The sequence below is a fragment of the Streptomyces sp. NPDC005303 genome (assembly GCF_040607335.1).
Lineage (GTDB): Bacteria > Actinomycetota > Actinomycetes > Streptomycetales > Streptomycetaceae > Streptomyces.
Map to the genome: position 1 here is coordinate 151,180 of NZ_JBEXGM010000007.1, position 23,060 is coordinate 174,239.

The window sequence follows — 23,060 nt, forward strand, 5'->3', positions numbered from 1 at the left end:
CACGGTTCCCGACCGGCAGGACATTGTCCATCCCCCGGTCAGGGACCGGGTGTGTCCCTGATCAGTCCCGGCTGCCCTGGTCACCCACCAGCGTGCCGATCTTCTCACCCTTGACGGCTCGCGCGATATTTCCCTCCGTCAGGAGCTCGAAGACCACGATGGGAAGCTTGTTGTCGCGGCACAGGGTGACGGCCGTGGCGTCGGCGACCTTCAGGTCGCGGGTGATGACCTCGCCGTATCCGAGGGCGTCGAACTTGACCGCGTCGGGGTTGGTCTTCGGGTCGGAGTCGTAGACCCCGTCCACGCCGTTCTTGCCCATCAGCAGCGCCTCGGCGTCGATCTCCAGGGCGCGCTGGGCGGCGGTGGTGTCGGTGGAGAAGTACGGCATGCCCATACCGGCGCCGAAGATGACCACGCGGCCCTTCTCCAGATGGCGCACGGCACGCAGCGGGATGTACGGCTCGGCGACCTGGCCCATGGTGATGGCGGTCTGCACCCGGCTGTCGATGCCCTCCTTCTCCAGGAAGTCCTGGAGCGCGAGGCAGTTCATCACGGTGCCGAGCATGCCCATGTAGTCCGAGCGGGCGCGGTCCATGCCGCGCTGCTGGAGTTCGGCACCGCGGAAGAAGTTGCCGCCGCCGATGACGACAGCGATCTCGGCGCCGTCCCGGACGACGGCGGCGATCTCACGAGCGATCTTGTGCACCACGTCGGGGTCCACACCAAGGCCCCCGCCACCGGCGAACGCCTCTCCGGACAGCTTCAGCAGAAACCGGCCGCGTACTTTGCCGTCGTCGCTCTTCTGGGCCTTGGTGGTCATGGGATCCCGCCTCTTTCACCTGTTGCACATACGAAGAAGGCCACTGCCGCTGGGAACTGGTTCGCATCCCATGCTCGGCAATGGCCTCCTCGTCAGATCTGCTGTCGTCCGCCACGCGCGTGCGTGGCGGCGTACCGGACGACTGCTGACGACCCTATAGGGCCCGCACGTCGCTCGCGGTACGGACTCAGATGCCGACCTTGATGCGCGTGAAGCGCTTCAGGGTGACACCGGCCTCGTCCAGGACCTTCTGGACCGACTTCTTCGGGTCGAGCGCGTACGGCTGACCGAGCAGCGTGGCGTCCTTGAAGAAGCCGTTGACGCGACCCTCGACGATCTTGGCGATCGCGGCCTCGGGCTTGCCCTCGGCGCGGGTGGTCTCCTCGGCGATACGGCGCTCGGACTCGACGACCTCGGCCGGCACGTCCTCCTTGGAGAGGTACTTCGGCGCGAAGGCGGCGATGTGCTGGGCGACACCGCGAGCGGTCTCCGCGTCCGGCTTGTCCAGCTCGACGAGGACACCGATCTGCGGGGGCAGGTCGGGCATCGTGCGGTGCATGTACGCGGACACGTAACCGTCGGCGAACTGCGCGAAGCGGTCCAGGACGATCTTCTCACCGAGGTTGGCGTTGGCCTCGTCCACGAACGCCTGGACGGTCTTGCCGGCCTCGATCTCGGAGGAGAGCAGGGCCTCCAAGTCGGCGGGGGAGGTCGCGGCGACGTGCTGCGCGATCTTGTCGGCGACGGCCTGGAACTTCTCGCCCTTGGCGACGAAGTCCGTCTCGCACTTCAGCTCGACCAGGACACCGGAGGAGTTGTCGTCGGCGATGATCGAGACCACGGCGCCGTTCTCGGCGGAGCGGCCCTCGCGCTTGGCGACGCCCTTCTGGCCCTTGATCCGGAGCGCCTCGACGGCCTTGTCGACGTCGCCCGCGGCCTCGTCCAGCGCCTTCTTGCAGTCCATCATGCCGGCGCCCGTGAGCTCACGGAGCTTCTTGACGTCGGCGGCGGTGTAGTTCGCCATGAGTCTGTGAATCTTTCTCGAAGTCTGGAAGATCGAAGATCTACGGGGTCTACGGCCCCCATGTAGCCGGGGGCCGCCGACTCTCCGCTGACCTACGGGTGAACGGCGGGAGCGGAGTTGATGCACCGCTCCCGCCGTCACCCCTGACGCTGACGGATCAGGCCTGCTCGGCGTCCGCGGCCGGAGCGGCCTCGGCCGGAGCCTCGGCGGCGGGAGCCTCGGCGGCGGGAGCCTCAGCCTCGGCGGCCTCGGCGGCCGGGGCCTCGGCAGCAGGAGCCTCAGCGGCGTCCGCGGCCGGAGCGGCCTCGGCGGGAGCCTCCTCGGCCTTCTTCTCGCCACCCTCGAGCAGGTCGCGCTCCCACTCGGCGAGCGGCTCGCCCGCGGCCTTCTCACCCTTGTCACCGGTGGCGACGCGCGAGCGGGAGATGAGGCCCTCGGCGACGGCGTCGGCGATCACGCGGGTGAGCAGCGTGACGGAGCGGATCGCGTCGTCGTTGCCGGGGATCTTGTAGTCGACCTCGTCGGGGTCGCAGTTGGTGTCGAGGATGGCGACGACCGGGATGTTGAGCTTCCGGGCCTCGCCGACCGCGATGTGCTCCTTCTTGGTGTCCACGATCCAGACGGCGCTGGGCACCTTGGACATCTCGCGGATACCGCCGAGGGTCTTCTCCAGCTTGGCCTTCTCGCGCGAGAGCACGAGAAGCTCCTTCTTGGTCAGACCGGACGCGGCGACGTCCTCGAAGTCGATCTGCTCGAGCTCCTTGAGGCGCTGCAGACGCTTGTAGACGGTCGAGAAGTTGGTGAGCATGCCGCCCAGCCAGCGCTGGTTGACGTAGGGCATGCCGACGCGGGTGGCCTGCTCGGCGATGGCCTCCTGCGCCTGCTTCTTCGTGCCGACGAACATGACCGTGCCGCCGTGGGCAACGGTCTCCTTGACGAACTCGTAGGCGCGGTCGATGTACGACAGCGACTGGAGCAGGTCGATGATGTAGATGCCGTTGCGCTCCGTGAAGATGAAGCGCTTCATCTTCGGGTTCCAACGACGGGTCTGGTGACCGAAGTGGACGCCGCTTTCCAGCAGCTCCCGCATCGTGACGACGGCCATGGCCGTTCTCCTTGGTGTTCTCGGTTGTACCGCGGGTACCGGAGGGCACTCGCGCCTGACGCCCGCGACGCGCCTGCCACAGAGGACCGAGAGGCGCTGACACCGACCGCGTGACGGCCTGATGTCGGGGCGTGCGAAGTCGACCCGGTGACCCGGATCGCCAGAAGAAGTGTACGGGACCGGCGGAGCACCGGGTGACGCCGCTGTCCACAACCCGGGAGTAGTCCACAGGTCCCGGCCACGACCGGGGCAGGTGCGGGACGGTTTCCGCATGCGAGCGAAGCGATGCGGATGCCCCGGACGACGCGGACGCCCCGGACGACGCGGTATGTGGCTGGTGCTGGGGTTTCTGCTGTTCCTGACGGCGCCGGCGCCCCCGCCGAGGCAGGCCCCCCTCACGCCGACGGCCGCGACCACGGACGTCTCGGTACCGGCGATCGGCCGCGCCTGGCCCGTGGGCAGCCGCCCGATGGTCCTGCGCGGCTGGGAACCCCCGGCGACGGTGTACGGCCGCGGCCACCGGGGCGTGGACCTGGCAGCACCCGCCGGCACCCCGGTACGGGCGGTGGCGGCGGGCCGGGTGTCCTTCGCGGGCCGGGTGGCGGGCAAGGGGGTCGTCTCGGTGGAGCTGACGGGCACAGACCTTCGAACGACCTACGAGCCGGTGACGGCGTCGGTGGAGAAAGGCGACGAGGTGGCGGCGGGCGAGGCGGTGGGGACGGTGGAGCCGACCGGCTCCCACTGCACGACCACGTGCGTGCACTGGGGTCTGCGCAGAGGTGAGACCTACCTCGACCCGCTCTCCCTGCTCCCCCCGTGGCTGCTGCACAGGGGGCCGTCGAGACTGCTCCCCGTCCTTGGTGTCCCCCTGCCCTGACCCCGAGCGTCCCGCACACAGGGGCGAGCCAGAGCCTCAGCCCCGCACACCCCGCAGTGCCATGGAAACCGCTGCCTCGGTGATCGCCGAAGGCTCCTCCGCCGCCCCCAGCTCGATCCTGCGCACAGCCGCGTCCACGACCCCCTGCACCAGCATCGCCGCCAGCCGGGGCTGCTCGTGCCCCATCTCCCTGAGCGCCTCGACGATCATCGCGACCAGTCCGCCGTGCGCCGCCCGGATCTTCTCCCGGGCCCCGGCGTCCAGCTCACTCGCGGAGATGGCGACGACGGCACGGTGCCGCCGGTCCCCCACCAGGGTCAGCTGCCGCCGCACATACGCCTCGACCTTGGCCTCCGCGCCCTGCGCCGAGGCCATCGCCGCCGAGACCTCCGCGGCCCACACCGGGAAGTCGACCTCGCACAGCTCCTCGACCACGGCGGCCCTCGACCGGAAGTACTCGTACACCGACGACCGCGCGAGGCCCGTCCGCTCGGCGAGGGCCGGGAAGGTCAGCGCCTCGGTCCCGCCCTCGGACAGCAAAGAGCGAGCCGCGTCCAGCAGGGCGGCTCGCTGCATCGACCGGTGCTCGGCCACGGAGGCCGCTCGAATCCTTGGCACGTCAACCACTGTACGGACGCGCCACTGCGGGTGGGAGCCACTCCGCTCGACCAGCCGTGACCGGCAGGCCGTCCGGCCAGGTCAGCGACCGAAACCGGCCAGCTTCGCCCGCAGCTGCAGCACGGATTTGGTGTGGATCTGGCTGACCCGGCTCTCGGTCACTCCCAGTACGTTCCCGATCTCGGCGAGCGTGAGCCCCTCGTAGTAGTACAGGGTCACGACGGTCTTCTCCCGCTCGGGCAGTGTGTTGATGGCCCGAGCGAGGAACCGTCTGAGCTCCCGGTCCTCGGCGACCTCCACGGGGTTGTCCGCGGCGGTGTCCTCCAGCGTGTCCATGAGGCTCAGCCGGTTGCCGCCCTCGCCGCCGACGTGCAGCAATTCCTCCAGCGCCACCACGTTGGCCAGCGACAACTGGCTGAAGACCGCATGGAGATCGTCCACCGCGATCCCCAGCTCGCCGGCGACCTCCCCCTCCGTCGGCGTCCGTCTCAGCCGCGCCTCCAGCGTCGCGTACGCCCGCTCGACATTGCGCGCCTTCTGCCGCACGGAGCGCGGGATCCAGTCCAGCGCCCGCAGTTCGTCGATCATCGCGCCCCGGATCCGGGTGATCGCGTACGTCTCGAACTTGATCTCCCGGTCGATGTCGAACTTCTCGATCGCGTCGATGAGCCCGAAGACCCCCGAGGAGACGAAGTCCGCCTGCTCGACATTGGGCGGCAGGCCGACGCTCACCCGCCCGGCGACGTATTTCACGAGCGGGGAGTAGTGCAGGATCAGCTGCTCTCGCAGCCGCTCGTCTCCCGTCGTCTTGTACGACCGCCACAGCTCGTCGAGCGTCGAGGGAGCCGGCGGCCGCACGCTGCCGCCGTCACGGGCGGCTGGGGGGATGGCCGCCCGGTCGGACCCGGAAGTGTGCTGGGGCATGCGTCGCCTTGTGCCGTTCTGCTGTGAAGTACGCGATGTACGGGGAGTGCGTCGGAATTCACGTGAGCGTAGCGTGACTGAAGAGTCGCAGTGCGCAAACACTGCGCCTCGGGCGATGCCCGAACACGTTCCGCAGGCCGCTCCCGCAGGGCCCGGTCGTCGCCCTGTGTGATCAACCGAACTCCCCAACTGCGGGAATTCCCAAGGGCTTCGGGGTTCCCCCGGACGGCCGAACACGCTCGGTCAACACGGGCCGCGGCCGCGCCGGACGGAGATCATCGCCTGGCGTGTCAACTTCCAGCCATCGCCGTGTCGTTCGACGTAACCAAGTGCACGGAGTTCGTACAGTCTCGCGACGGCGTCGTCCCGGGTGGTCTGCGCACCGCGCGCGATCTCGTCCACGCCGGCCTCCCGCCGCCCGGGCAGCGCGGACAGAACCCGCCGTGCCTCCGGGTCCAGCAGATCGCGCGGCAGCACGGGTCCGCGCCGGTCGGGGGGCAGTTCTCCCATGTCACCGACCAGCTCCACGACTTCCGCGGCGTCCGTGACCAGCGTGGCCTCCCCGCGCAGCAGCTCGTGCACCCCCGCGGACAGGCTGCTGGTGGCCGGCCCGGGCACCCCTATCGTGTGACGGCCCAACCGCTGTGCCGCACGCGCGGTGACCAGTGAGCCGCTGCGGTGGGCGGCCTCGACGACCACGGTGCCCCGGGTGAGAGCGGCGATCACCCTGTTGCGCAGCACGAATCTACTGGGCGTCGGATGATCGCCGGGCGGCAACTCCCCGATCACCAGCCCCTGTTCCGCGATCCTGGTGATCAATTGGGTGTGTCCGCGCGGGTAGGGCCTGTCGACCCCGCAGGCCAGGACGGCGACGGTGGCACCGCCCGCGCCGAGGGCACCACGGTGGGCGGCACCGTCGACCCCGTAGGCCCCGCCGGACACAACGACCCACCCGAGCTCGGCGAGCCCGGTGGCGAGGACGGCCGCCATATGGGCCCCGTACTCGGTACAGGCACGGGCCCCGACGAGGGCGACGGACCTGAGCGCCCACATCCGCAGGCTGGGCCGTCCCCGCACCCACAGTCCGAGCGGCCGCGCGTCCCCGAGGTCGTCGAGCTGTCCCGGCCACTCGGTGCTCCCGGGAACGACGAACCGCGCACCGGCCTCGTGCGCGACGGCGAGATCCCGGCGCGGCTCGGCCACCCGGGCCCGGGCCCGCATTCCGCTCCACCGCTTCTCGCTCACCCCCGGCAACGGCTCCCCGCATCCGCGCAACCGCGAGGCCACCTCCGCCACCCCCCGCTCACGGACCCAGCGCCCCGCGGCCTCGTCGCCGGGCTCGGCGACCCGGGCGAGAAAGACGCGGTCGAACAGCTCGTCACCGGGTCCGTCGCCGGTCATGTCAGCGCCCCGATGGCCATGGGCACGCCCCGGGGCACTCCGGTGCGCAGTTGCAGCGCCAGGGCGACGTCCGTCGTGTCCGGGCGGTCGTGTCCGACGAGGTCCGCGACGGTCCAGGCGACGCGCAGGACGCGGTCGAGGCCCCGGGCGGTCAGGACGCCCCGCTCCAGATTGCGCTCGGCCTCGTCCATCGCCCCGGACACGGCGTGCCAGCGGCTGCGCAGCTCGCGTCCGGGCACCTCGCTGTTGGTCCGCCACGGCGTACCGGTGAAGCGCGTCGCGGCCTTTTCCCTGGCGGCCCGGACCCGGTCGGCGACCACGGCGGTCGACTCGCCCCGGGCACCGCGGCCTGCGAGCTGGTCCCGCGTGACTCGGTCGACCTGTACCCGCAGGTCGACCCGGTCGAGCAGCGGGCCGGAGAGCCTGGCCTGGTATCGGCGGACGGCCGAGGGAGCGCACTCGCAGAAGTCGTCGGTCTGCGAGAAGCGACCGCAGGGGCACGGGTTGGCCGCGAGCACCATCAGGAACTTCGCCGGGAACCGTACGACACCCGCGCTGCGCGCGATCACGACGTGTCCTGCCTCCAGGGGCTGTCGCAGCGCGTCGAGGGCCCGGGTGTTGAACTCGGGTGTCTCGTCCAGAAAGAGGACGCCTCGATGCGCGAGCGACACCGCCCCGGGACGGGCGATGCCGGGTCCGCCGCCGACGAGGGCCTGCATGGTGGCCGAGTGGTGCGGGGCGCAGTAGGGGGCGACGTCGATCAGGGGCTTGCCCGGTGGCAGCAGGCCGGCCACCGAGTGCACCGCCGTGACCTCGAGCGACTCCTCCCGGGCCAGCCGGGGCAGCACCGCGGGCAGCCGCTCGGCGAGCATCGTCTTGCCGGCGCCGGGCGGTCCCTCCAGGAACAGGTGATGGCCCCCGGCCGCCGCGACCTCCACGGCCGTCCGCGCCGAGGTCTGACCGACGACGTCGGCCAGGTCGTGTCCGTGGTCCTGCTGAGCGGCCCCGGTGCTGTGCATGCCGGTGGCGGCCCCCGTGCCCGGCACGCGCAGTCCGGCGAGCAGCGGATCGGGGCGGCCCGGCTCGTGCGGTTCCTCGTCGGGCACCGGTTCGTCCGCGAGGACCGCGATCAGCTGCCGCAGAGTGCGCACTCCCAGCACGGAGACGCCGGGCACCAGCGACGCCTCGGCCGCGGCGCACTCCGGTACGACGACCTGTACGTAGCCGGCGTCCGCGGCGGCCAGCACCGCGGGCAGGATGCCCCGGACCGGACGCACCCGCCCGTCCAGGCCCAGCTCGCCGATCATCACGATGTCGGCGAGCACGCGCGGGTCGATCCTCTCCGAGGCCCCCAGCACGGCGCTCGCGACGGCCAGGTCGAACCCCGAACCAGCCTTCGGCACCGACGCCGGACTGAGCCCCACCGTGAGCTTCTTCTGAGGCCATTCACCGCCCGAGTTCACGACGGCCGCCCGGACCCGGTCCCGGCTCTCCGTCAGGCTCTTGTCGGGCAGCCCCACCAGTGTGAAGGCCGCGACCCCGGGCTCCAGGTCGGCCTGGACCTCGACCACGACCCCCTCGACGCCCACCAGCGCCACCGAGCACGTACGAGCGAAACCCATCTCAGGCCACCCCCCGTGCGTGCTCGACCACGGGCGCGCCGCGCTGGGGCAGGACGACGCCCACCAGGTCGATGCGGACGCCTCCCGGTGGTGCCCCTCCGTGGGCGTGGATCCAGCAGGCGGCGAGGCACCGCAGGCGCTCCGCCTTCTCGGGGGTCACCGCGGCCATCGGGTGCTCGAAGGCACCCGCCCGCCGTGTCTTGACCTCGCAGACGACCAGGACCTCGCCGTCCCGCGCCACGATGTCGATCTCGCCCGTCCTGCCACAGCGCCAGTTGCGCTGCAGGACCGTCATCCCGGCCTCGGTCAGCCGCCGCGCGGCCAGACTCTCGCCGTACCTGCCGAGTGCACTGCGTGCGTTCATGTCGGCACCACCTCCGGCGCCAACGATCACGCAACCCCGCCCACCGAGTTGATCTTGGTGGACTACTCAGCGGTTGTGGAAAACCGGGTCACCCACAAGGGTCACCCGCCCGGCAGCTCCAGGTCGCTCTTGTTCAGCTCCTCGATGTTCACGTCCTTGAACGTCAACACCCGGACCTGTTTCACGAAGCGAGCAGGCCGGTACATGTCCCACACCCACGCATCCGCCATGGACACCTCGAAGAACACCTCACCCTGGACCGAGTGCACCTGCATCTCGTAGTCGTTGGTCAGGTAGAAGCGCCGCTCGGTCTCGATCACGTATTTGAACAGACCGACGACATCGCGGTACTCCCGGTAGAGCTTGAGCTCCATCTCGGTCTCGTACTTCTCGAGGTCCTCGGCGCTCATGGCATGTTCCCCTTCAGCCGTGCGATCCCACCATTGTGCGCCAGTCCCGTCAGCACCTAGACGATTTCGGTGTCGAGGGTCACGGGCCCGGCGGGGGGACCTTCGTCGAGCAGCCTGCGCAGCAGCTCGGCGAGTCTGGTCGGATACACCGTCTCATGTGCCTGGCTCAGTTCCTGACACGTCCACCAGCGCGCTCCGGCGACGCTGCGCCGCTCCAGCTCGGTCAGGGCCGTGGCCCCGATGGCCGTCACCGTCGTACGGGCCAGGTAGTACCACTCGTCCTGGTCCCAGCGACGGCCCGCGAACGGGAACGAGCATGTCCGCCGCCAGAGCACCGGCCCGAGTTCCACCTCGGTGATGCCGGTCTCCTCGGCGAGTTCCCTCAGGGCGGCCTCTTCACGGGTCTCGTCGCCCTCCAGTCCACCGCCGGGCGTGAACCACCAGTCGTCTGCCGGATCGTCCGGTTCGTGCCCGTGCAGCAGCAGGATGCGGTCCTCGGGATCCAGCAGTACCACCCGGGCCACCTTGCGCAACCCGCCCTCGGGCCCGTCCGACGCCTCAGCGGGCACCGACGGGCTCCGTCCGGACGCGGGAGCGCCCGCCGAACAGCTTGGCCACGGGGCCGTACGCCCCGCCGCCCAGAACCAGCACCCCGCCGGCGACGATCAGGAAGAAGATCGTACGCAGTGGGCCCGGGGAGGACGGCGCGCCGAGCGACTCGAAGGCGGTGGGACGCTCCAGCATGCCCTTCATGGGCCAGACGACGGCGTCCACGCGGGCGGTCACGGCCGAGCGCGCCACGGTGCCCTGGGCGGCGTCGGTGAGGTGCGCGGAGGAGTCCAGCGAGCCCTGGCGCTCGTCACCGAGCAGGAACAGGCGGCCCTTGGGCACCTTCACGGTCGGGATGGACTTGTCCTCCACCACGCCGCCCTTGAGATAGGTCTCGTCGATCTTCTTGCCGTTGACGGTCAGTTTCCCGTCCGTGCAGCAGGAGACCGTGTCGCCACCGACCGCGACGACCCGCTTGACCACGGAGGCGTTGGACACCCAGGTCTCGTCGGTGAAGACGACGACGTCGCCCCGGCGTATCTCGTCGCCGTCGACGCGCTGTGCCAGCACCCGGTCGCCGGCGTCGATCGTGGGCGTCATCGAGCCGGTGGGCACGGTGTACGGCCGGTACAGCACCGCTCCCCAGGCGAATCCCCCGAGGAACAGCACCAGGCCCAGCGCGACGGCCAGTCCGGACAGTCGCTGTCCGGTCCGGCTGCCCACCGGGCCCGTGCTTTTGCCCCCGCTGTGCGGGGCCGTACGTGTAGTGCTCTCGCCACCCATGGACCCGCACCCTACCCGGCGGTACCTGAGCGGGTCAGCCCCTCCCGCCCGGCCGGAGCCCCAAGCTCCGCAAAGCTTTCACCAGGCCCGTGGCGGTCCGGTGGCAGCCCAGTCGGCCGTGCGGTGCTTCAGCGGGTCCGCTCGACGGCGGCCTTCCTGCGGCGCCACAGCGCCACCGGCACCGCACCGACGAGGGCGATCCCCTGCGGCGCGACCGTCAGAGCCGCGGAGGCCGACGACTTGTCGTTGATGCCGGCCTGGTCGAAGGTGTCCGGCTTGGGCAGCGTGCCCCAGCGGTTGATCGGCCAGGCCTTCACGATGGCGCGGCCCACGACGTCGTCGACCGGGACCATGCCGTGGTGCCTGTCCGACTGGTTGTAGCGCGAGTCACGGGAGTTCTGCCGGTGGTCGCCCATCACCCAGATGTAGCCCTTGGGGACCTTCACGGTGAACTGGCCACCCTGGTCGTCCTGGCTGCACGGGGTGTTGCCCGCGTAGACGTACGACGACTCGCTCAGCGCCTTGCCGTTGACCTTCAGCGGGCCGGTGCCCTCGCAGGAGACCGTGTCACCGCCCACGCCGACGACGCGCTTGATGAGGTCCTTCTCCTCGGCGGAGGGCATCAGGCCGATCCAGGAGAGGAACGTCTGTACGGCGTTCGGGTTCGCCGTCGGCTCGCCCGCCAGCCAGTTGTCGGGGTCGTGGAAGACGACGACCTCGCCGCGCTCGGGCTCGGAGCCGAACCACGGGGTGAGCTTGTCGACCAGCACCCGGTCACCCTGCTGGAGGGTGTTCTGCATCGAGTCGGACGGGATCGAGAAGGCCTGCACCAGGAACGTCTTGATCAGCAGCGCCAGCACGAGCGCGATGCCGATCAGGATGGGCAGCTCCTTCCAGAAGGAGCGCTGCTTCCTCGCCCCAGGGGCCGAATCGCCGGACCCTCCTCCCCGAGCATCCGTCGTCGTACCGTCCTCGGTCACCCCGGAGTCACTCCCGGAGGTCACGGCGCTGTCCGCGGCCGGGTCGGCTGCTTCCACGGGGCGTCCGCGGTGCTCCTCGCCGTCGTGCCCGGACCGTGCGCCAACCGCCACATCCCCCACGCCAACTCCTCACTCTGTGCCGCCGCCTGCCCCAAGTACGGCGCAGGCCCACCACTCCCATAACGAGCGGGAGTTCCGCAGGGCTCGGGAGTTGGATCGCTTCGTTCGGATCCTCGGGAGCAACCCTAAGCGACGCCCGGGAAGCTGCGGTCGTCCCGGACGCCGAGTCGGCAACGGAAGAGTAAGTTTTCGGTTCGTCCAGCATGGTCGCGTGGCCGAAAGGCCATGCGATGACCCTGGCCCGCCCCACCACCGAGTCCAGGGACACGGTGCCGCCGTAGTCGGTGTCCTGGTGCGAGCGGGAGTCCGCGGAGTTGGCACGGTGGTCGCCCATCACCCACAGCCGCCCCTCGGGGACGGTGATGTCGAACTGCTGGGTGGACGGGGCGTTCCCGGGATACAGGTAGTCCGTCTCGCTCAGAGGGACGCCGTTGACGGTGACCCGGCCCTCGGTGTCACAGCACTTCACGCGGTCGCCGCCGACCCCGACGACCCGCTTGATCAGGTCCTTCTCGTTATCGGACGGCAGCAGGCCGATGAAGGTGAGCCCCTCTTTGACCTGCTTGACGACGACGGGGTCGTCCTTCTTCGTCGTGGTCTGCTCGTCCTGGAGCCAGCCCCCGGGGTCCTTGAAGACGACGACGTCCCCGCGCTTCGGCTCCGAGCCGAACCACGGGGTGAACTTGTCGACCAGGACGCGGTCGCCGATCCGGATCGTCTGCTCCATCGAGCCGGACGGGATCACGAACGCCTGGACCAGGAACGTCTTCAGGACCAGGGCTATCAGGACGGCCACGCCGACGAGGAGAGGTATCTCCTTGACCGCCCCGCGCCTTCTGCGCCGCTTGACCTTGCGCTGGAGCTTGCGTCGCTCCGCGCGCGAGCGGCCGCCCGCCGGGCTGGCGGAGCGCCTCACGCCGGTGGGCAGCAGATTGTCGGCCGCGGTGCCCGACACACCGCGCGGTTTTCCGCGGTTACCCATGCGCGCCCTCCGCCGCGGGCACGCGCGCGTAGGCGGCGGAACGGGACAGGCGAGTGGCGTGGCCGGCGGGCCAGATGATCCAGTCGGCCCGCCCGAGGACGACTTCCACGGGGATCATGCCGCCGCCCGGTGAGCCCAGATGGTCCCGGGAGTCGCTGGAGACGCTGCGGTGGTCGCCGAGGAGGAACAGGTCGCCGTCGGGCACCTCGACGTCGAAGGGCACCGAGGAGGGGCTGTCGCCGGGGTACAGAAAGCCCGACTCGTCGACCGACCGGCCGTTCACCTCGACCCTCCCCTTCTTGTCGCAGCAGACCACATGGTCTCCCCCCACACCCACAACCCGCTTGATGTAGTCCCCGTCCCCGAAATACCCGGTTCCGTCGAACACGACCACATCTCCCCGCCGCGGCTCGGCACCGAAACGGTACGCCAACCTATTTACGAGAACGCGGTCCCCGATCCTCAATCCGTTTTCCATGGATCCGCTAGGAATCAGGAAAGGTCTGACCACGAACGTACTGATCAGCAGAAGAAGGACCAGGCAGAGCAGCAGGGCCAGGGAGATCCGGCCGCCGGGCAGCTGCTGGGTGATTCTCGACACCAACGCGAAACGCGACCGGCCCTCCGCGGCCCCTGGTGCGGGGCGGGAGGAGCGGTCGCGCTCCGTCGGCTGTGCTTCGGTGTCCATCGGAGCCAGATGCTATCCGGCCCCGCTGTGACGTCCGAAAGGCGCTCAGTTGTCGCGCTTCTCCTTGATCTTCGCGGCCTTGCCGCGGAGCTCGCGCAGGTAGTACAGCTTCGCGCGACGCACGTCACCGCGGGTGACGAGCTCGATCTTCTCGACGATCGGGGTGTGCACCGGGAAGGTGCGCTCGACGCCGACGGAGAACGAGACCTTGCGGACCGTGAAGGTCTCGCGGACACCGGCGCCCTGGCGACGGATCACCACGCCCTTGAACTGCTGCACACGGGAGCGGTTGCCCTCGATGACGCGGACGTGGACGTTGACGGTGTCACCCGGGCGGAAGGCCGGGATGTCGGTGCGCAGCGACGCGGAGTCGACGGTGTCGAGCAGGTGAGACATTTCGTCTGCTTTCTTCGCCCATGCCACAGGTCATCGGCGGTAGATAGGTTCGTGAGGAGGCTGTCCGTGTCGGGGCGGGCGTCGTGTCCCCCTGTGGCAGGGGCGCACGCCGGACGACGCACAACAGCGGCCTATTGTTCCACGCCTTCTGGCCTGCGCCAAAATCGGCCGTACGGCTCCCCCGCCGGGTCCGGCGCCCAGCCCAGGATGGAGAGCATCTCGCGGTCCTTCTTGTCGAAGGCCGCCGGGTCGCAGCGCTCGATGAGGTCGGGCCGGTTGGCCGCCGTACGTCTGAGCGCCTCGTCGCGGCGCCAGCGGGCGATCTTGCCGTGGTGGCCGCTGAGCAGGACGTCCGGGATGCCGCGGCCGCGCCACTGGGGCGGCTTGGTGTAGACGGGGCCTTCGAGCAGGTTCGCCATGGCTCCGGGCGCGAAGGAGTCGTCCCGGTGCGACTCGGCGTTGCCGAGGACGCCGGGCAGCAGCCGGGCCACCGCCTCGGTGACCACCAGTACGGCCGCTTCGCCGCCGGCGAGGACGTAGTCGCCGATGGACACCTCGTGGACCGGCATCCTCGTGGCGTACTCGTCGATCACCCGGCGGTCGATGCCCTCGTAACGCGCGGGCGTGAAGATCAGCCAGGGGCGCTCGGACAGCTCCACGGCGAGTTCCTGGGTGAAGGGGCGGCCGCTCGGGGTGGGGACGATGAGAGCGGGCGCGTGAGAGCCCGTCTCGTAGCCGTCCGCCAGCACCGAGTCCAGGGCGTCCCCCCAGGGATCGGTCTTCATGACCATGCCCGGGCCGCCGCCGTACGGGGTGTCGTCGACGGTGTTGTGCCGGTCGTACGTCCACTCGCGCAGATCGTGGACGTGCACGTCCAGCTGCCCCCGCGCGCGTGCCTTGCCGACGAGGGAGACGTTCAGGGGATCGAGGTACTCGGGGAAGATCGTGACGACGTCGAGGCGCATCAGGACTCGTCCTCGGAATCCCGGGAGGAGGCGATCTCGGCGCGGTCGTCGATCAGCCCGGGCGGTGGTGTGATGACCGCCTTCTGCTCCGCCAGGTCGATCTCGGCAACGATCTCCTCGACGAAGGGGATCATCACCTCGCTGCCGTCGGGCCGCTCGACGATGAAGAGGTCCTGGGAGGCCAGGTGCGAGATCTCGGTGATCCGGCCGACCTCGACGCCGTCCGCGGTGACCACGTCGAGGTCCATCAGCTGGTGGTCGTAGTACTCGTCCTCCTCCTCCGGCAGCTCCTCCGGGTCGACCTCGGCGATCAGGAGGGTGTTGCGGAGGGCCTCGGCGGCGGTGCGGTCCTTCACGCCCTCGAAGCGCAGGAGGAGGCGGCCGCTGTGGACGCGGCCGGTCTCGATGGTGAGCGGCCCCGTGGAGGGCGGGTCGGTGGCCAGGACGGCGCCGGGGGCGAGCCTGAGTTCGGGCTCGTCGGTTCGTACCTCGACGGTGACGTCGCCCTTGATGCCGTGGGCGCGGCCGATCCGTGCGACTACCAGCTGCACTGTGCTTGCTCTCCTGTCATACGACTACGGGCCGGGGACGGCCCGTAGGCCCTCCCCGGCCCGAGCCGGTGCTGCGTTTGACGTCAGCGGACGTGGTCGACGTCGACGAGGTCGACGCGGACACCGCGGCCGCCGATGGCGCCCACGACGGTCCGCAGGGCGCGTGCGGTGCGGCCGTTGCGGCCGATCACCTTTCCGAGGTCGTCGGGATGGACCCGGACCTCGAGCACTCGCCCGCGACGCAGGTTGCGCGAGGCGACCTGCACATCATCGGGGTTGTCGACGATGCCCTTCACGAGGTGCTCGAGAGCCTCCTCGAGCATGCTCAGGCCTCGGTCGACTCGGACTCAGCCGCAGCCTCGTCCTTCTTCTCAGCCTTCTTCTTCTGGGTGATGGCCTCACCCTTGCCCTCGTCGTCGCCACCGAGGGCCTCGAACGAGGGACGCGCGGCCTTCTCGGCCGGCTGGAGCAGCGGAGCCGGGGCGGGCTCGCCCTTGAACTTCTGCCAGTCGCCGGTCTTCTTCAGGATGGCGAGCACGGGCTCGGTCGGCTGCGCGCCGACACCCAGCCAGTACTGCGCACGCTCCGAGTCGACCTCGATGCGCGAGGGGTTCTGCACCGGGTGGTACAGGCCGATCTCCTCGATCGCACGGCCGTCACGACGGGTGCGGGAGTCGGCGACGACGATGCGGTAGTGAGGCGAACGGATCTTGCCCAGACGCTTCAGCTTGATCTTGACTGCCACGGGAGTGGGTTCTCCTGGATTTGACGTGGTTGGGCACGGCGAGACTGCCGCGTGGGGTTGCGGTACCCGAGTGCCCGATGGACGCGTCAGCCGGAGGCGAGAGGGTTCCTGTGCGGCTGTCGAGTACAGCTAGCCATTGTGCCACACCCCGGGGCTCTCTTCGGACCGAGGCCGCGCACGAGCATGCCTGAGGGGCACCTGGCACTCCAGGTGCCCCAGGGCAGGACCGCGACTGCCACGAGCAGCCGCGATCTCAGCTCGCCGCGGCGACGATCTCGGGAATGCGGAACGGCTTCCCGCAGCCCCCGCAGACGATCGGCGCCTGGGCCAGTACGGAGGGAACGACCCTCACATTGCGGCCGCAGTCGCAGACCGCCTTGACCCGGACCCCGCCTCCGGAGGAGCCGTGACGCGCCGCCGGACCCCGGAAGGAGCGGGCGGTGTCGGCGGAGGTCGCTGCCGTGTGGGCCTTGAGCGCGCGCTGGAGCCGCTCGATGGTCGGACGGTAGCGGCGCTTCGCCTCGGGGGTGAGCGTGACCAGTGAGAAGCCGCTGCTCGGGTGCGGCTCCTCGGGGTGGTCCAGGCCCATCTCCTCGGCGATCGCGAGGAATCTGCGGTTGTGGTAGCGGCCGGCGCGGGAGGTGTCTCGAATGCCTCGCGCGGCGGCGATGCCGTGGACTGCCTCGTGAAGCAGTCGCTCGAAGGAGAGCTCGTGACCGCAAGCGGACGACGACTCCCCGATCAGGGACTCTGGCGCGGCAAGATCCGGCAGCTCGGGGTGGTACCGCTGAATGTCGGCCCACGCCTCGGCCAGCTCTGCGGCGAGAACAGGTGGTGTCTGTGTCGTGCTCACGTAATGACAACGAGCCAGGGTGCCCCGGTGTTCCTATTCCGGGGCATCCCAAATAATTTGCACGTACCCGTCAGTTGCCGCTGATGCGTGGAGACGAGGGCGGGTGCGCTGATCTGCGGAGAAGCCTCACAGCTCATACCAAGCCGGTACGTAGTGTGAGGTACGCCCCGGCGCGTAGATCGTGTCCACGCGCCGGTGCGGTTGTGATCCGCAGGTGCGCAAGAGGCGTTTCGGTCGCTCTCGCACCGGAAGGGCCCTGCCTCAGTAAGCGCGCGCGACCACTGCGACGTTACCGGGGGCGTCGTCGGTTCCCGGCACCGACCCGTCCTCCGCGACCAGACACCGTACGGTCACCGCGTGCTCGGCCAGCCTGGCCTCGCCTTCCTCGCCCAGAGCGGCCCACGGGATCCGCGCCCAGCCGCCGCCGACGGCGGCCTCGACGGCCTCGTCGAACGTCGACACCTCGGTCGTCCGGGACTCACGGCGCTCGCGGGACTGGGCCAGCAGCAGCGCCTGGTCCTCCTCCAGGACGGCCGGGAGCAGTCGTACGAGATCGTCGACGGCGATCGCCTCCTTGCCGCCCGGAATGCGGCGGGCCACCATCGCGGTGCCGCTCTCCAGGTCACGGGGCCCGATCTCGACGCGGACCGGCACGCCCTTGAGCTCCCAGTCGACCGCGCGGCGGCCGAAGGGGGTGTCGGTGCGGTCGTCGACGTGGACGCGCAGCCCCGCTGCCTTCAGCCGGTCGCCGATCTCGCGGACCTTGGCCAGAACCGGTTCGTCGCCCTTGATCGCGAGGACGACGACCTGGGTCTGCGCGAGCCGCGGCGGGACGCGCAGGCCGTTGTCGTCGCCGTGCATCATCACCAGGGCGCCGATCATGCGGGTGGTGGAGCCCCAGGAGGTCTGCCAGACGAGTTCCTGGGTGCCGTCCTTCGACAGGTACGAGGTGTTGAAGGCCTTGGCGAAGTTCTGGCCCAGCTCATGGCTGGTGGCCATCTGGAGGGCCTTGCCGTCGCCCATCATGCCTTCGAGCGTGAGGGTGTTGATGGCGCCGGCGAAGCGCTCCTTGACGGTCTTGCGGCCGGGGACGACGTCCATGGCGAGGACGTTGGTCATGAAGTCCTCGTAGACCTGCCGGTGGATGTGCGAGGCGAACGCGCGCGCGTCCTCCTGGGTCGCGTGCGCGGTGTGGCCCTCCTGCCACAGGAACTCCGACGTGCGCAGGAAGAGCCGGGGCCGCAGTTCCCAACGCACCACGTTCGCCCACTGGTTGATCAACAGGGGCAGGTCGCGGTAGCTCTGCACCCACTTCGAGAAGTAGTCGTTGATGATCATCTCGGAGGTGGGGCGGACGACCGCGGGCTCCTCCAGCTCCTTGCCGCCGCCGTGGGTGACGACCGCGAGCTCGGGCGCGAAGCCCTCGACATGGTCGGCCTCACGGGTGAGGTACGACTGCGGGATCAGCAGCGGGAAGTACGCGTTCTGCGTGCCCGTCTCCTTGATCCGGGCGTCCATCTCGGCCTGCATCCGCTCCCACAGCCCGTACCCGTACGGTCGGATGACCATGGTGCCGCGCACCGGACCGTTGTCGGCCAGTTCGGCCTTGCTGACCAGATCCTGGTACCAGCGCGGGAAGTCGTCCGCCCGGGGTGTGAGAACAGGTGCCTTTGCCATGGCGCGATGTTACGGGCCCAGATTGCCGGGATGTGAATTCTTTTCCCCGGCACATGCCAACCCGCAAGCAGGGCCCTTCTGCCTCTGGACGCGCGGTCGAGTGCGGAGTTACCTGGCATACGGGGGAACTGCGAGCGCACGTCACGGGGGCTACGGAATCGGGCACCAAGTCAACTCTCGGCGGATTGGGGCGCTTATCCATGACACCTACGCTCGTGCGGCAGCACCTGCCTTCGACAGGAGAGACATCCCGTCGGGACCTCGGTGCACGCGCGCGTGACTGGTCCGAGATCCAGGAGCGAATGCTGGTTCCGCTGTACGAGGCCGTCTACGAGCGACTGGAAGTGGGCCCCGCGACACGGCTGTTGGGCCTTGGCTGCGGCAGCGGGCTCGCCCTGCTGATGGCGGCCTCCAGAGGCGCCGCGGTCGCCGGTGTAGAGCCCGCCTCCCCGGAACGGCTGGCGCTCGCGCGGGAGCGGCTGCAGCCGGAGGCGTGGGGCACACGCGCGCGGGCCGGCACGCGGGTCGTCGAGGGAACGCCCGGGGACGCCGCCGACGCCGGGACCACCCCGTACACCCTCGTGACGGCCTTCGAGCCGATCGGGTGTCTCGCGGGCGACTCGGAGGGGCTCGGTGAGCTTCTCGTTTCGGCGACCCCGCTCGCCGAGCGCGGGGCACCCGTGGCGCTCGTCGGCTGGGGCCCCCCGGAGCGGTGCGCCACGGCGGCCGTGCTGCGGGTGGCCACCAGACTGGCGGATCCGCTGCGCGGTACGGGAAGTTGGCGCCCGGCCCGGCGCGACGACCTGGAGGAGGTCGCCCAGCGGGCCGGCCTGCGGCCCGACGGCTCGGGCCGGGTCTCCTGCCCCTTCGGTTACGCCGATCTCGACAGCGCGCTCAAGGGGCTGCTGTCGACGGGCCTCTTCGACGCGGCCATCGAGGCGACCGACCAGGCGCAGGTGGACAAGGAGGTGACGGAGGCCCTGCATCCGTACCAGCGCGGGGACGGCACGGTGTGGATGCCGAACGTCTTCCGGTACCTGGTCGCGCGCGTGCCCTAGCCGTCGGTCTCCTTCGTCAGCCGTGTGATGCCCGCGATGCGGTACGCGTCGGTCTCCTCCAGCGTCTCCCGCTCCAGCAGCGCCTCGGCGAGGGCGTCCAGTTGGTCGCGGTGCTCGGTGAGTTTGCGGCACGCCTCCTCGTAGCACTCGTCGACGATCCGCCGCATCTCGCCGTCGATCACATCGAGGGTCTGGGGCGCGGCGGCGAGGCCGTACGCCTGCTGGGCGTCGCCGGGGAGGGCGGAGAGCCGGCCCACCCGTTCGCTCATGCCCCAGCGCGCGACCATCCCGCGCGCGATGTTGGTGACCTGTTCGAGGTCGTTCTCCGCACCGGTCGTGACGACGCCGTAGACGACCTGTTCCGCGGCCATGCCGCCGAGGGCGCCGATGATCCGGCCGCGCAGGTACTGCTCGGTGTACGCGTACTTGTCCGCGTCCGGCGTCGAGAGGGTCACGCCGAGCGCCCGCCCGCGCGGGACGATGGTGATCTTGCGGACGGGGTCGGCGCCGGGCTGGAGCATGCCGAGGAGGGCGTGTCCGCTCTCGTGGTAGGCCGTCCTGCGGCGCTCCTCCTCGGGCATCACCAGGGGCCGTTCGGCGCCCAGTTGGACCTTCTCCAGGGCCTCCGAGAGGTCGGACTGGGTCACTCTCTCCTGCTTGCGCTTGACCGCCAGCAGCGCGGCCTCGTTGGCGAGGTTGGCGAGTTCGGCACCGGTCATGCCCGGGGTCGTACGGGCGACCTGGGCGAGGTTCACGTCGTCGGCGAGCGGGATCTCGCGGGTGTGGATCTCCAGGATGGCCTCGCGGCCGCCGCGGTCCGGGGGCGAGACCATGACCACCCGGTCGAAGCGGCCGGGGCGGGTCAGGGCCGGGTCCAGGACGTCGGCGCGGTTGGTGGCCGCGATGACGATGACGCCCTCCGAGCCGGAGAAGCCGTCCATCTCGGTGAGGATCTGGTTGAGGGTCTGCTCGCGTTCGTCGTGGCCGCCCATGCCGGCGCCGCCGCCGCGGGCCCGGCCGATGGTGTCGATCTCGTCGATGAAGATGATCGACGGGGCCACCTTGCGGGCCTCGGCGAACAGTTCACGCACGCGTGAGGCGCCGACGCCGACGATCATCTCGATGAACTCGGACGCGGAGGCCGAGAAGAAGGGCACGCCGGCCTCCCCGGCCACTGCTCGCGCGAGCAGCGTCTTGCCGGTGCCGGGCGGACCGGCGAGCAGTACACCCCGCGGCATCTTGGCCCCCATGCGGCGGTACGCGTCGGGGTTCTTCAGGAAGTCGACGACGTCGTTGAGCTCGCCCTCGACCTCGTCGATGCCGGCCACATCCTCGAAGGTGGTGCGCCTCGTGCCCTCCTCCAGTTCGACCGGCTTGGGCGGGGCCTTGCGGCCGAGCATGCCGCCGGCGCCGCCCAACGCTCCCCGCATCCGCCGCGCGACGAAGATCCACAGCACGACCAGGAGCAGCATCGGGGCCAGCGCGATCAGCAGGTTGGCCAGAAAGCTGCGGTGCTGGACGACCGGCTCCGCGGTGACCGTGACGTCGTTCTTGGTCAGGTCCTCCCAGAGCTGGTCGTCCGCGAAGGTCGGCCGCTCGGTGTTGAACTTGGTGTAGGTGCCGTCGCCCTCGGGGTTGTCCTGCTTCTTCCTGAGCTGCCCCTGGATCGCGTCGCCCTTGGCGTAGATCTTGCTGACGTTGCCGGCGTCGACCTGCTTGCTGAACTCCGTGTAGGAGATCGTCGGCTCGTCGCCCTCGTTGAAGAAGGACAGCACGAGGTTGGCGATCAGGTACACGACCAGCGCGGTGACGACCAGGCTCCACCAGCCGCCGCGCGGCCTGCGCCCGCCCGACGGCGGCTTCGGCGGCTCCTCGGGGGTGCCCTCGGTACGCCAGGGCTGCTCGGGAGACTTGCGCGGCGGGGCGGGGTTGGTCATATCCGGACGTTACGACAAACACCCACCCCCGGCACACGCGGAGATGAACTCAGCCCATGAACTTCTTGAACTCGTCCGGCAGCTCGAAGTCCTGCGGGGCCTGCTGGCCGGGCACCCCGAAGGCGTTGCCTCCCTGGGCGCCCGCGGCCTTGCGCGCGGCCTCCTCGGCCTCCTGCTGCTTGCGCTTCATCGGGTTGCCGGAGCGCTGCTTGCCCTTGGCCTTCTTCGGCTGCTTCTTGGCGCGGCCGGGACCGCCACCCATGCCCGGAATCCCGGGCATACCCGGCATTCCCCCACCCTGAGCCATGCGGGACATCATCTTGCGGGCCTCGAAGAACCGCTCGACGAGGTTCTTGACCGCGCTGACCTCGACACCGGAACCCTTGGCGATACGGGCGCGGCGCGAGCCGTTGATGATCGTGGCGTCGGCGCGCTCGGCCGGGGTCATCGACTTGATGATGGCGGCGGTGCGGTCGACGTCCCGCTCGTCGAGGTTGTTGATCTGGTCCTTGATCTGGCCCATGCCCGGGAGCATGCCGAGCAGCTTGGAGATGCTGCCCATCTTCCGGACCTGTTCCATCTGGGCCAGGAAGTCGTCGAGGGTGAAGTCCTCGCCCTTCTTGGACGCCAGCTTGGAGGCCATCTTCTCGGCCTCTTCCTGGCTGAACGTCTTCTCCGCCTGCTCGATCAGGGTGAGCAGGTCACCCATGTCGAGGATGCGGGAGGCCATCCGGTCAGGGTGGAACGCGTCGAAGTCCTCGAGCTTCTCGCCGTTGGAGGCGAACATGATCGGCTTGCCGGTGATCTGCCGGATCGACAGGGCCGCACCACCGCGGGCGTCGCCGTCGAGCTTGGAGAGCACCACGCCGTCGAAGCCGACGCCGTCGCGGAAGGACTCGGCGGTGTTGACCGCGTCCTGGCCGATCATCGCGTCGACGACGAAGAGGATCTCGTCGGGGCTGACGGCGTCGCGGATGTCCGCGGCCTGCTGCATCAGCTCCTGGTCGATACCGAGACGGCCGGCGGTGTCCACGATCACGATGTCGTGGACCTTCGCCTTGGCGTGCTCGATGGAGTCCTTGGCGACCTTGACCGGGTCACCGACGCCGTTGCCCGGCTCGGGGGCGTAGACCGCGACCCCGGCGCGCTCGGCGACGACGCTCAGCTGGTTGACGGCGTTGGGGCGCTGGAGGTCGGCGGCGACGAGCAGCGGCGAGTGGCCCTGCTCCTTCAGCCAGTGGCCGAGCTTGCCCGCGAGGGTGGTCTTACCGGCACCCTGGAGACCCGCCAGCATGATCACGGTGGGCGGGTTCTTGGCGAACCGCAGGCGCCGGGTCTCGCCGCCCAGGATCGTGACGAGCTCCTCGTTCACGATCTTCAGAACCTGCTGGGCGGGGTTCAGCGCCCGGGAGACATCGGCACCGAGGGCCCGCTCCTTGACGTTCTTGATGAACGACCGGACGACCGGCAGGGCCACGTCCGCCTCGAGGAGCGCGATACGGATCTCGCGCGCGGTGGCGTCGATGTCCGCCTCGGAGAGCCGTCCCTTGCCGCGCAGGTTCTTGAAAGTCGCTGAGAGGCGATCGGAAAGAGTATCGAACACGGCGCTCG

Annotated in this window: 25 protein-coding genes; 2 read left to right on the forward strand and 23 right to left on the reverse strand. The window is 69.9% G+C overall.

Features of this window, described 5'->3' with window-relative positions; all coding sequences use genetic code 11:
* Positions 1-61: 61 nt before the first annotated feature.
* The 3 genes from pyrH to rpsB form a co-directional block, all read right to left on the reverse strand.
* A complete protein-coding gene (pyrH, locus tag ABZT93_RS13495) occupies positions 62-820 on the reverse strand; it encodes a UMP kinase (RefSeq protein ID WP_356103276.1) in 759 nt (252 codons plus the stop codon).
* A gap of 187 nt (positions 821-1,007) precedes the next feature.
* Positions 1,008-1,844, reverse strand: coding sequence for a translation elongation factor Ts (gene tsf / locus ABZT93_RS13500; RefSeq protein WP_356103279.1), 837 nt, complete (start codon positions 1,842-1,844; stop codon positions 1,008-1,010).
* Positions 1,845-2,001: 157 nt separating this feature from the next.
* A complete protein-coding gene (gene rpsB, locus ABZT93_RS13505; RefSeq protein ID WP_356103281.1) occupies positions 2,002-2,949 on the reverse strand; it encodes a 30S ribosomal protein S2 in 948 nt (315 codons plus the stop codon).
* Positions 2,950-3,277: 328 nt separating this feature from the next.
* Here rpsB and ABZT93_RS13510 point away from each other — a divergent pair, with 328 nt between their 5' ends.
* Positions 3,278-3,826 (forward strand): M23 family metallopeptidase, encoded by a 549-nt coding sequence (locus ABZT93_RS13510; protein ID WP_356103283.1) that lies wholly within the window; start codon positions 3,278-3,280, stop codon positions 3,824-3,826.
* Positions 3,827-3,862: 36 nt separating this feature from the next.
* On the opposite strand, the gene ABZT93_RS13515 is transcribed toward ABZT93_RS13510, so the two are convergent.
* The 18 genes from ABZT93_RS13515 to proS form a co-directional block, all read right to left on the reverse strand.
* Positions 3,863-4,420 carry a helix-turn-helix domain-containing protein gene (locus tag ABZT93_RS13515; protein ID WP_356103582.1) on the reverse strand — a complete coding sequence of 186 codons (558 nt, stop codon included), beginning with the start codon at positions 4,418-4,420 and terminating at the stop codon, positions 3,863-3,865.
* A gap of 105 nt (positions 4,421-4,525) precedes the next feature.
* Positions 4,526-5,368 carry an RNA polymerase sigma factor WhiG gene (gene whiG, locus ABZT93_RS13520; RefSeq protein ID WP_356103286.1) on the reverse strand — a complete coding sequence of 281 codons (843 nt, stop codon included), beginning with the start codon at positions 5,366-5,368 and terminating at the stop codon, positions 4,526-4,528.
* Between the two features lie 243 nt (positions 5,369-5,611).
* Positions 5,612-6,769: a DNA-processing protein DprA gene (gene dprA, locus ABZT93_RS13525; protein ID WP_356103289.1), complete on the reverse strand. Its 1,158-nt coding sequence runs from the start codon at positions 6,767-6,769 to the stop codon at positions 5,612-5,614.
* A complete protein-coding gene (locus ABZT93_RS13530) occupies positions 6,766-8,391 on the reverse strand; it encodes a YifB family Mg chelatase-like AAA ATPase (RefSeq protein WP_356103291.1) in 1,626 nt (541 codons plus the stop codon). Before ABZT93_RS13530 ends, dprA begins: the two co-directional genes overlap by 4 nt.
* Before the next feature lies 1 nt (position 8,392).
* Positions 8,393-8,755 (reverse strand): YraN family protein, encoded by a 363-nt coding sequence (locus ABZT93_RS13535; protein WP_356103294.1) that lies wholly within the window; start codon positions 8,753-8,755, stop codon positions 8,393-8,395.
* Positions 8,756-8,856: 101 nt separating this feature from the next.
* Positions 8,857-9,165, reverse strand: a complete 309-nt coding sequence (locus ABZT93_RS13540) for a DUF2469 domain-containing protein (RefSeq protein ID WP_003965949.1) — start codon at positions 9,163-9,165, stop codon at positions 8,857-8,859.
* A gap of 56 nt (positions 9,166-9,221) precedes the next feature.
* A complete protein-coding gene (locus ABZT93_RS13545) occupies positions 9,222-9,734 on the reverse strand; it encodes an NUDIX hydrolase (RefSeq protein WP_356103295.1) in 513 nt (170 codons plus the stop codon).
* Complete coding sequence (gene lepB / locus ABZT93_RS13550) at positions 9,724-10,497, reverse strand: signal peptidase I (protein ID WP_356103298.1); 774 nt, start codon at positions 10,495-10,497, stop codon at positions 9,724-9,726. Before lepB (ABZT93_RS13550) ends, ABZT93_RS13545 begins: the two co-directional genes overlap by 11 nt.
* Before the next feature lie 128 nt (positions 10,498-10,625).
* A complete protein-coding gene (gene lepB / locus ABZT93_RS13555) occupies positions 10,626-11,597 on the reverse strand; it encodes a signal peptidase I (protein ID WP_356103301.1) in 972 nt (323 codons plus the stop codon).
* A complete protein-coding gene (gene lepB, locus ABZT93_RS13560) occupies positions 11,485-12,579 on the reverse strand; it encodes a signal peptidase I (RefSeq protein WP_356103304.1) in 1,095 nt (364 codons plus the stop codon). The genes lepB (ABZT93_RS13555) and lepB (ABZT93_RS13560) overlap by 113 nt, the downstream gene beginning before the upstream one ends.
* On the reverse strand, positions 12,572-13,267 hold the full coding sequence (gene lepB / locus ABZT93_RS13565; RefSeq protein ID WP_356103306.1) for a signal peptidase I: 696 nt from the start codon (positions 13,265-13,267) through the stop codon (positions 12,572-12,574). The genes lepB (ABZT93_RS13560) and lepB (ABZT93_RS13565) overlap by 8 nt, the downstream gene beginning before the upstream one ends.
* A gap of 45 nt (positions 13,268-13,312) precedes the next feature.
* Positions 13,313-13,663, reverse strand: a complete 351-nt coding sequence (gene rplS, locus ABZT93_RS13570) for a 50S ribosomal protein L19 (RefSeq protein ID WP_007384968.1) — start codon at positions 13,661-13,663, stop codon at positions 13,313-13,315.
* A 131-nt stretch (positions 13,664-13,794) separates the two neighbouring features.
* The gene (gene trmD, locus ABZT93_RS13575; protein ID WP_356103308.1) at positions 13,795-14,628 is read right to left on the reverse strand and encodes a tRNA (guanosine(37)-N1)-methyltransferase TrmD; all 834 of its coding nucleotides are present in this window, start codon (positions 14,626-14,628) and stop codon (positions 13,795-13,797) included.
* On the reverse strand, positions 14,628-15,179 hold the full coding sequence (rimM, locus tag ABZT93_RS13580; RefSeq protein WP_356103311.1) for a ribosome maturation factor RimM: 552 nt from the start codon (positions 15,177-15,179) through the stop codon (positions 14,628-14,630). The genes trmD and rimM overlap by 1 nt, the downstream gene beginning before the upstream one ends.
* Before the next feature lie 83 nt (positions 15,180-15,262).
* Positions 15,263-15,502, reverse strand: coding sequence for an RNA-binding protein (locus ABZT93_RS13585; protein ID WP_003973401.1), 240 nt, complete (start codon positions 15,500-15,502; stop codon positions 15,263-15,265).
* 2 nt (positions 15,503-15,504) lie between these two features.
* Entirely contained in the window at positions 15,505-15,924 is a 420-nt protein-coding gene (gene rpsP, locus ABZT93_RS13590) for a 30S ribosomal protein S16 (protein ID WP_037708517.1), read from the reverse strand.
* 253 nt (positions 15,925-16,177) lie between these two features.
* Entirely contained in the window at positions 16,178-16,777 is a 600-nt protein-coding gene (locus ABZT93_RS13595; protein ID WP_355741128.1) for a hypothetical protein, read from the reverse strand.
* A 261-nt stretch (positions 16,778-17,038) separates the two neighbouring features.
* Positions 17,039-18,454, reverse strand: a complete 1,416-nt coding sequence (proS, locus tag ABZT93_RS13600; protein WP_356103315.1) for a proline--tRNA ligase — start codon at positions 18,452-18,454, stop codon at positions 17,039-17,041.
* Between the two features lie 200 nt (positions 18,455-18,654).
* On the opposite strand from proS, the gene ABZT93_RS13605 reads away from it, so the two are divergent.
* Complete coding sequence (locus ABZT93_RS13605) at positions 18,655-19,512, forward strand: SAM-dependent methyltransferase (RefSeq protein ID WP_356103317.1); 858 nt, start codon at positions 18,655-18,657, stop codon at positions 19,510-19,512.
* On the opposite strand, the gene ftsH is transcribed toward ABZT93_RS13605, so the two are convergent.
* Both ftsH and ffh read right to left on the reverse strand, forming a co-directional pair.
* Entirely contained in the window at positions 19,509-21,449 is a 1,941-nt protein-coding gene (gene ftsH, locus ABZT93_RS13610; RefSeq protein ID WP_356103319.1) for an ATP-dependent zinc metalloprotease FtsH, read from the reverse strand. The two genes, ABZT93_RS13605 and ftsH, sit on opposite strands and share 4 nt — an antisense overlap.
* A 49-nt stretch (positions 21,450-21,498) precedes the next feature.
* Positions 21,499-23,052, reverse strand: coding sequence for a signal recognition particle protein (gene ffh, locus ABZT93_RS13615; RefSeq protein ID WP_356103322.1), 1,554 nt, complete (start codon positions 23,050-23,052; stop codon positions 21,499-21,501).
* Positions 23,053-23,060 lie beyond the last annotated feature (8 nt).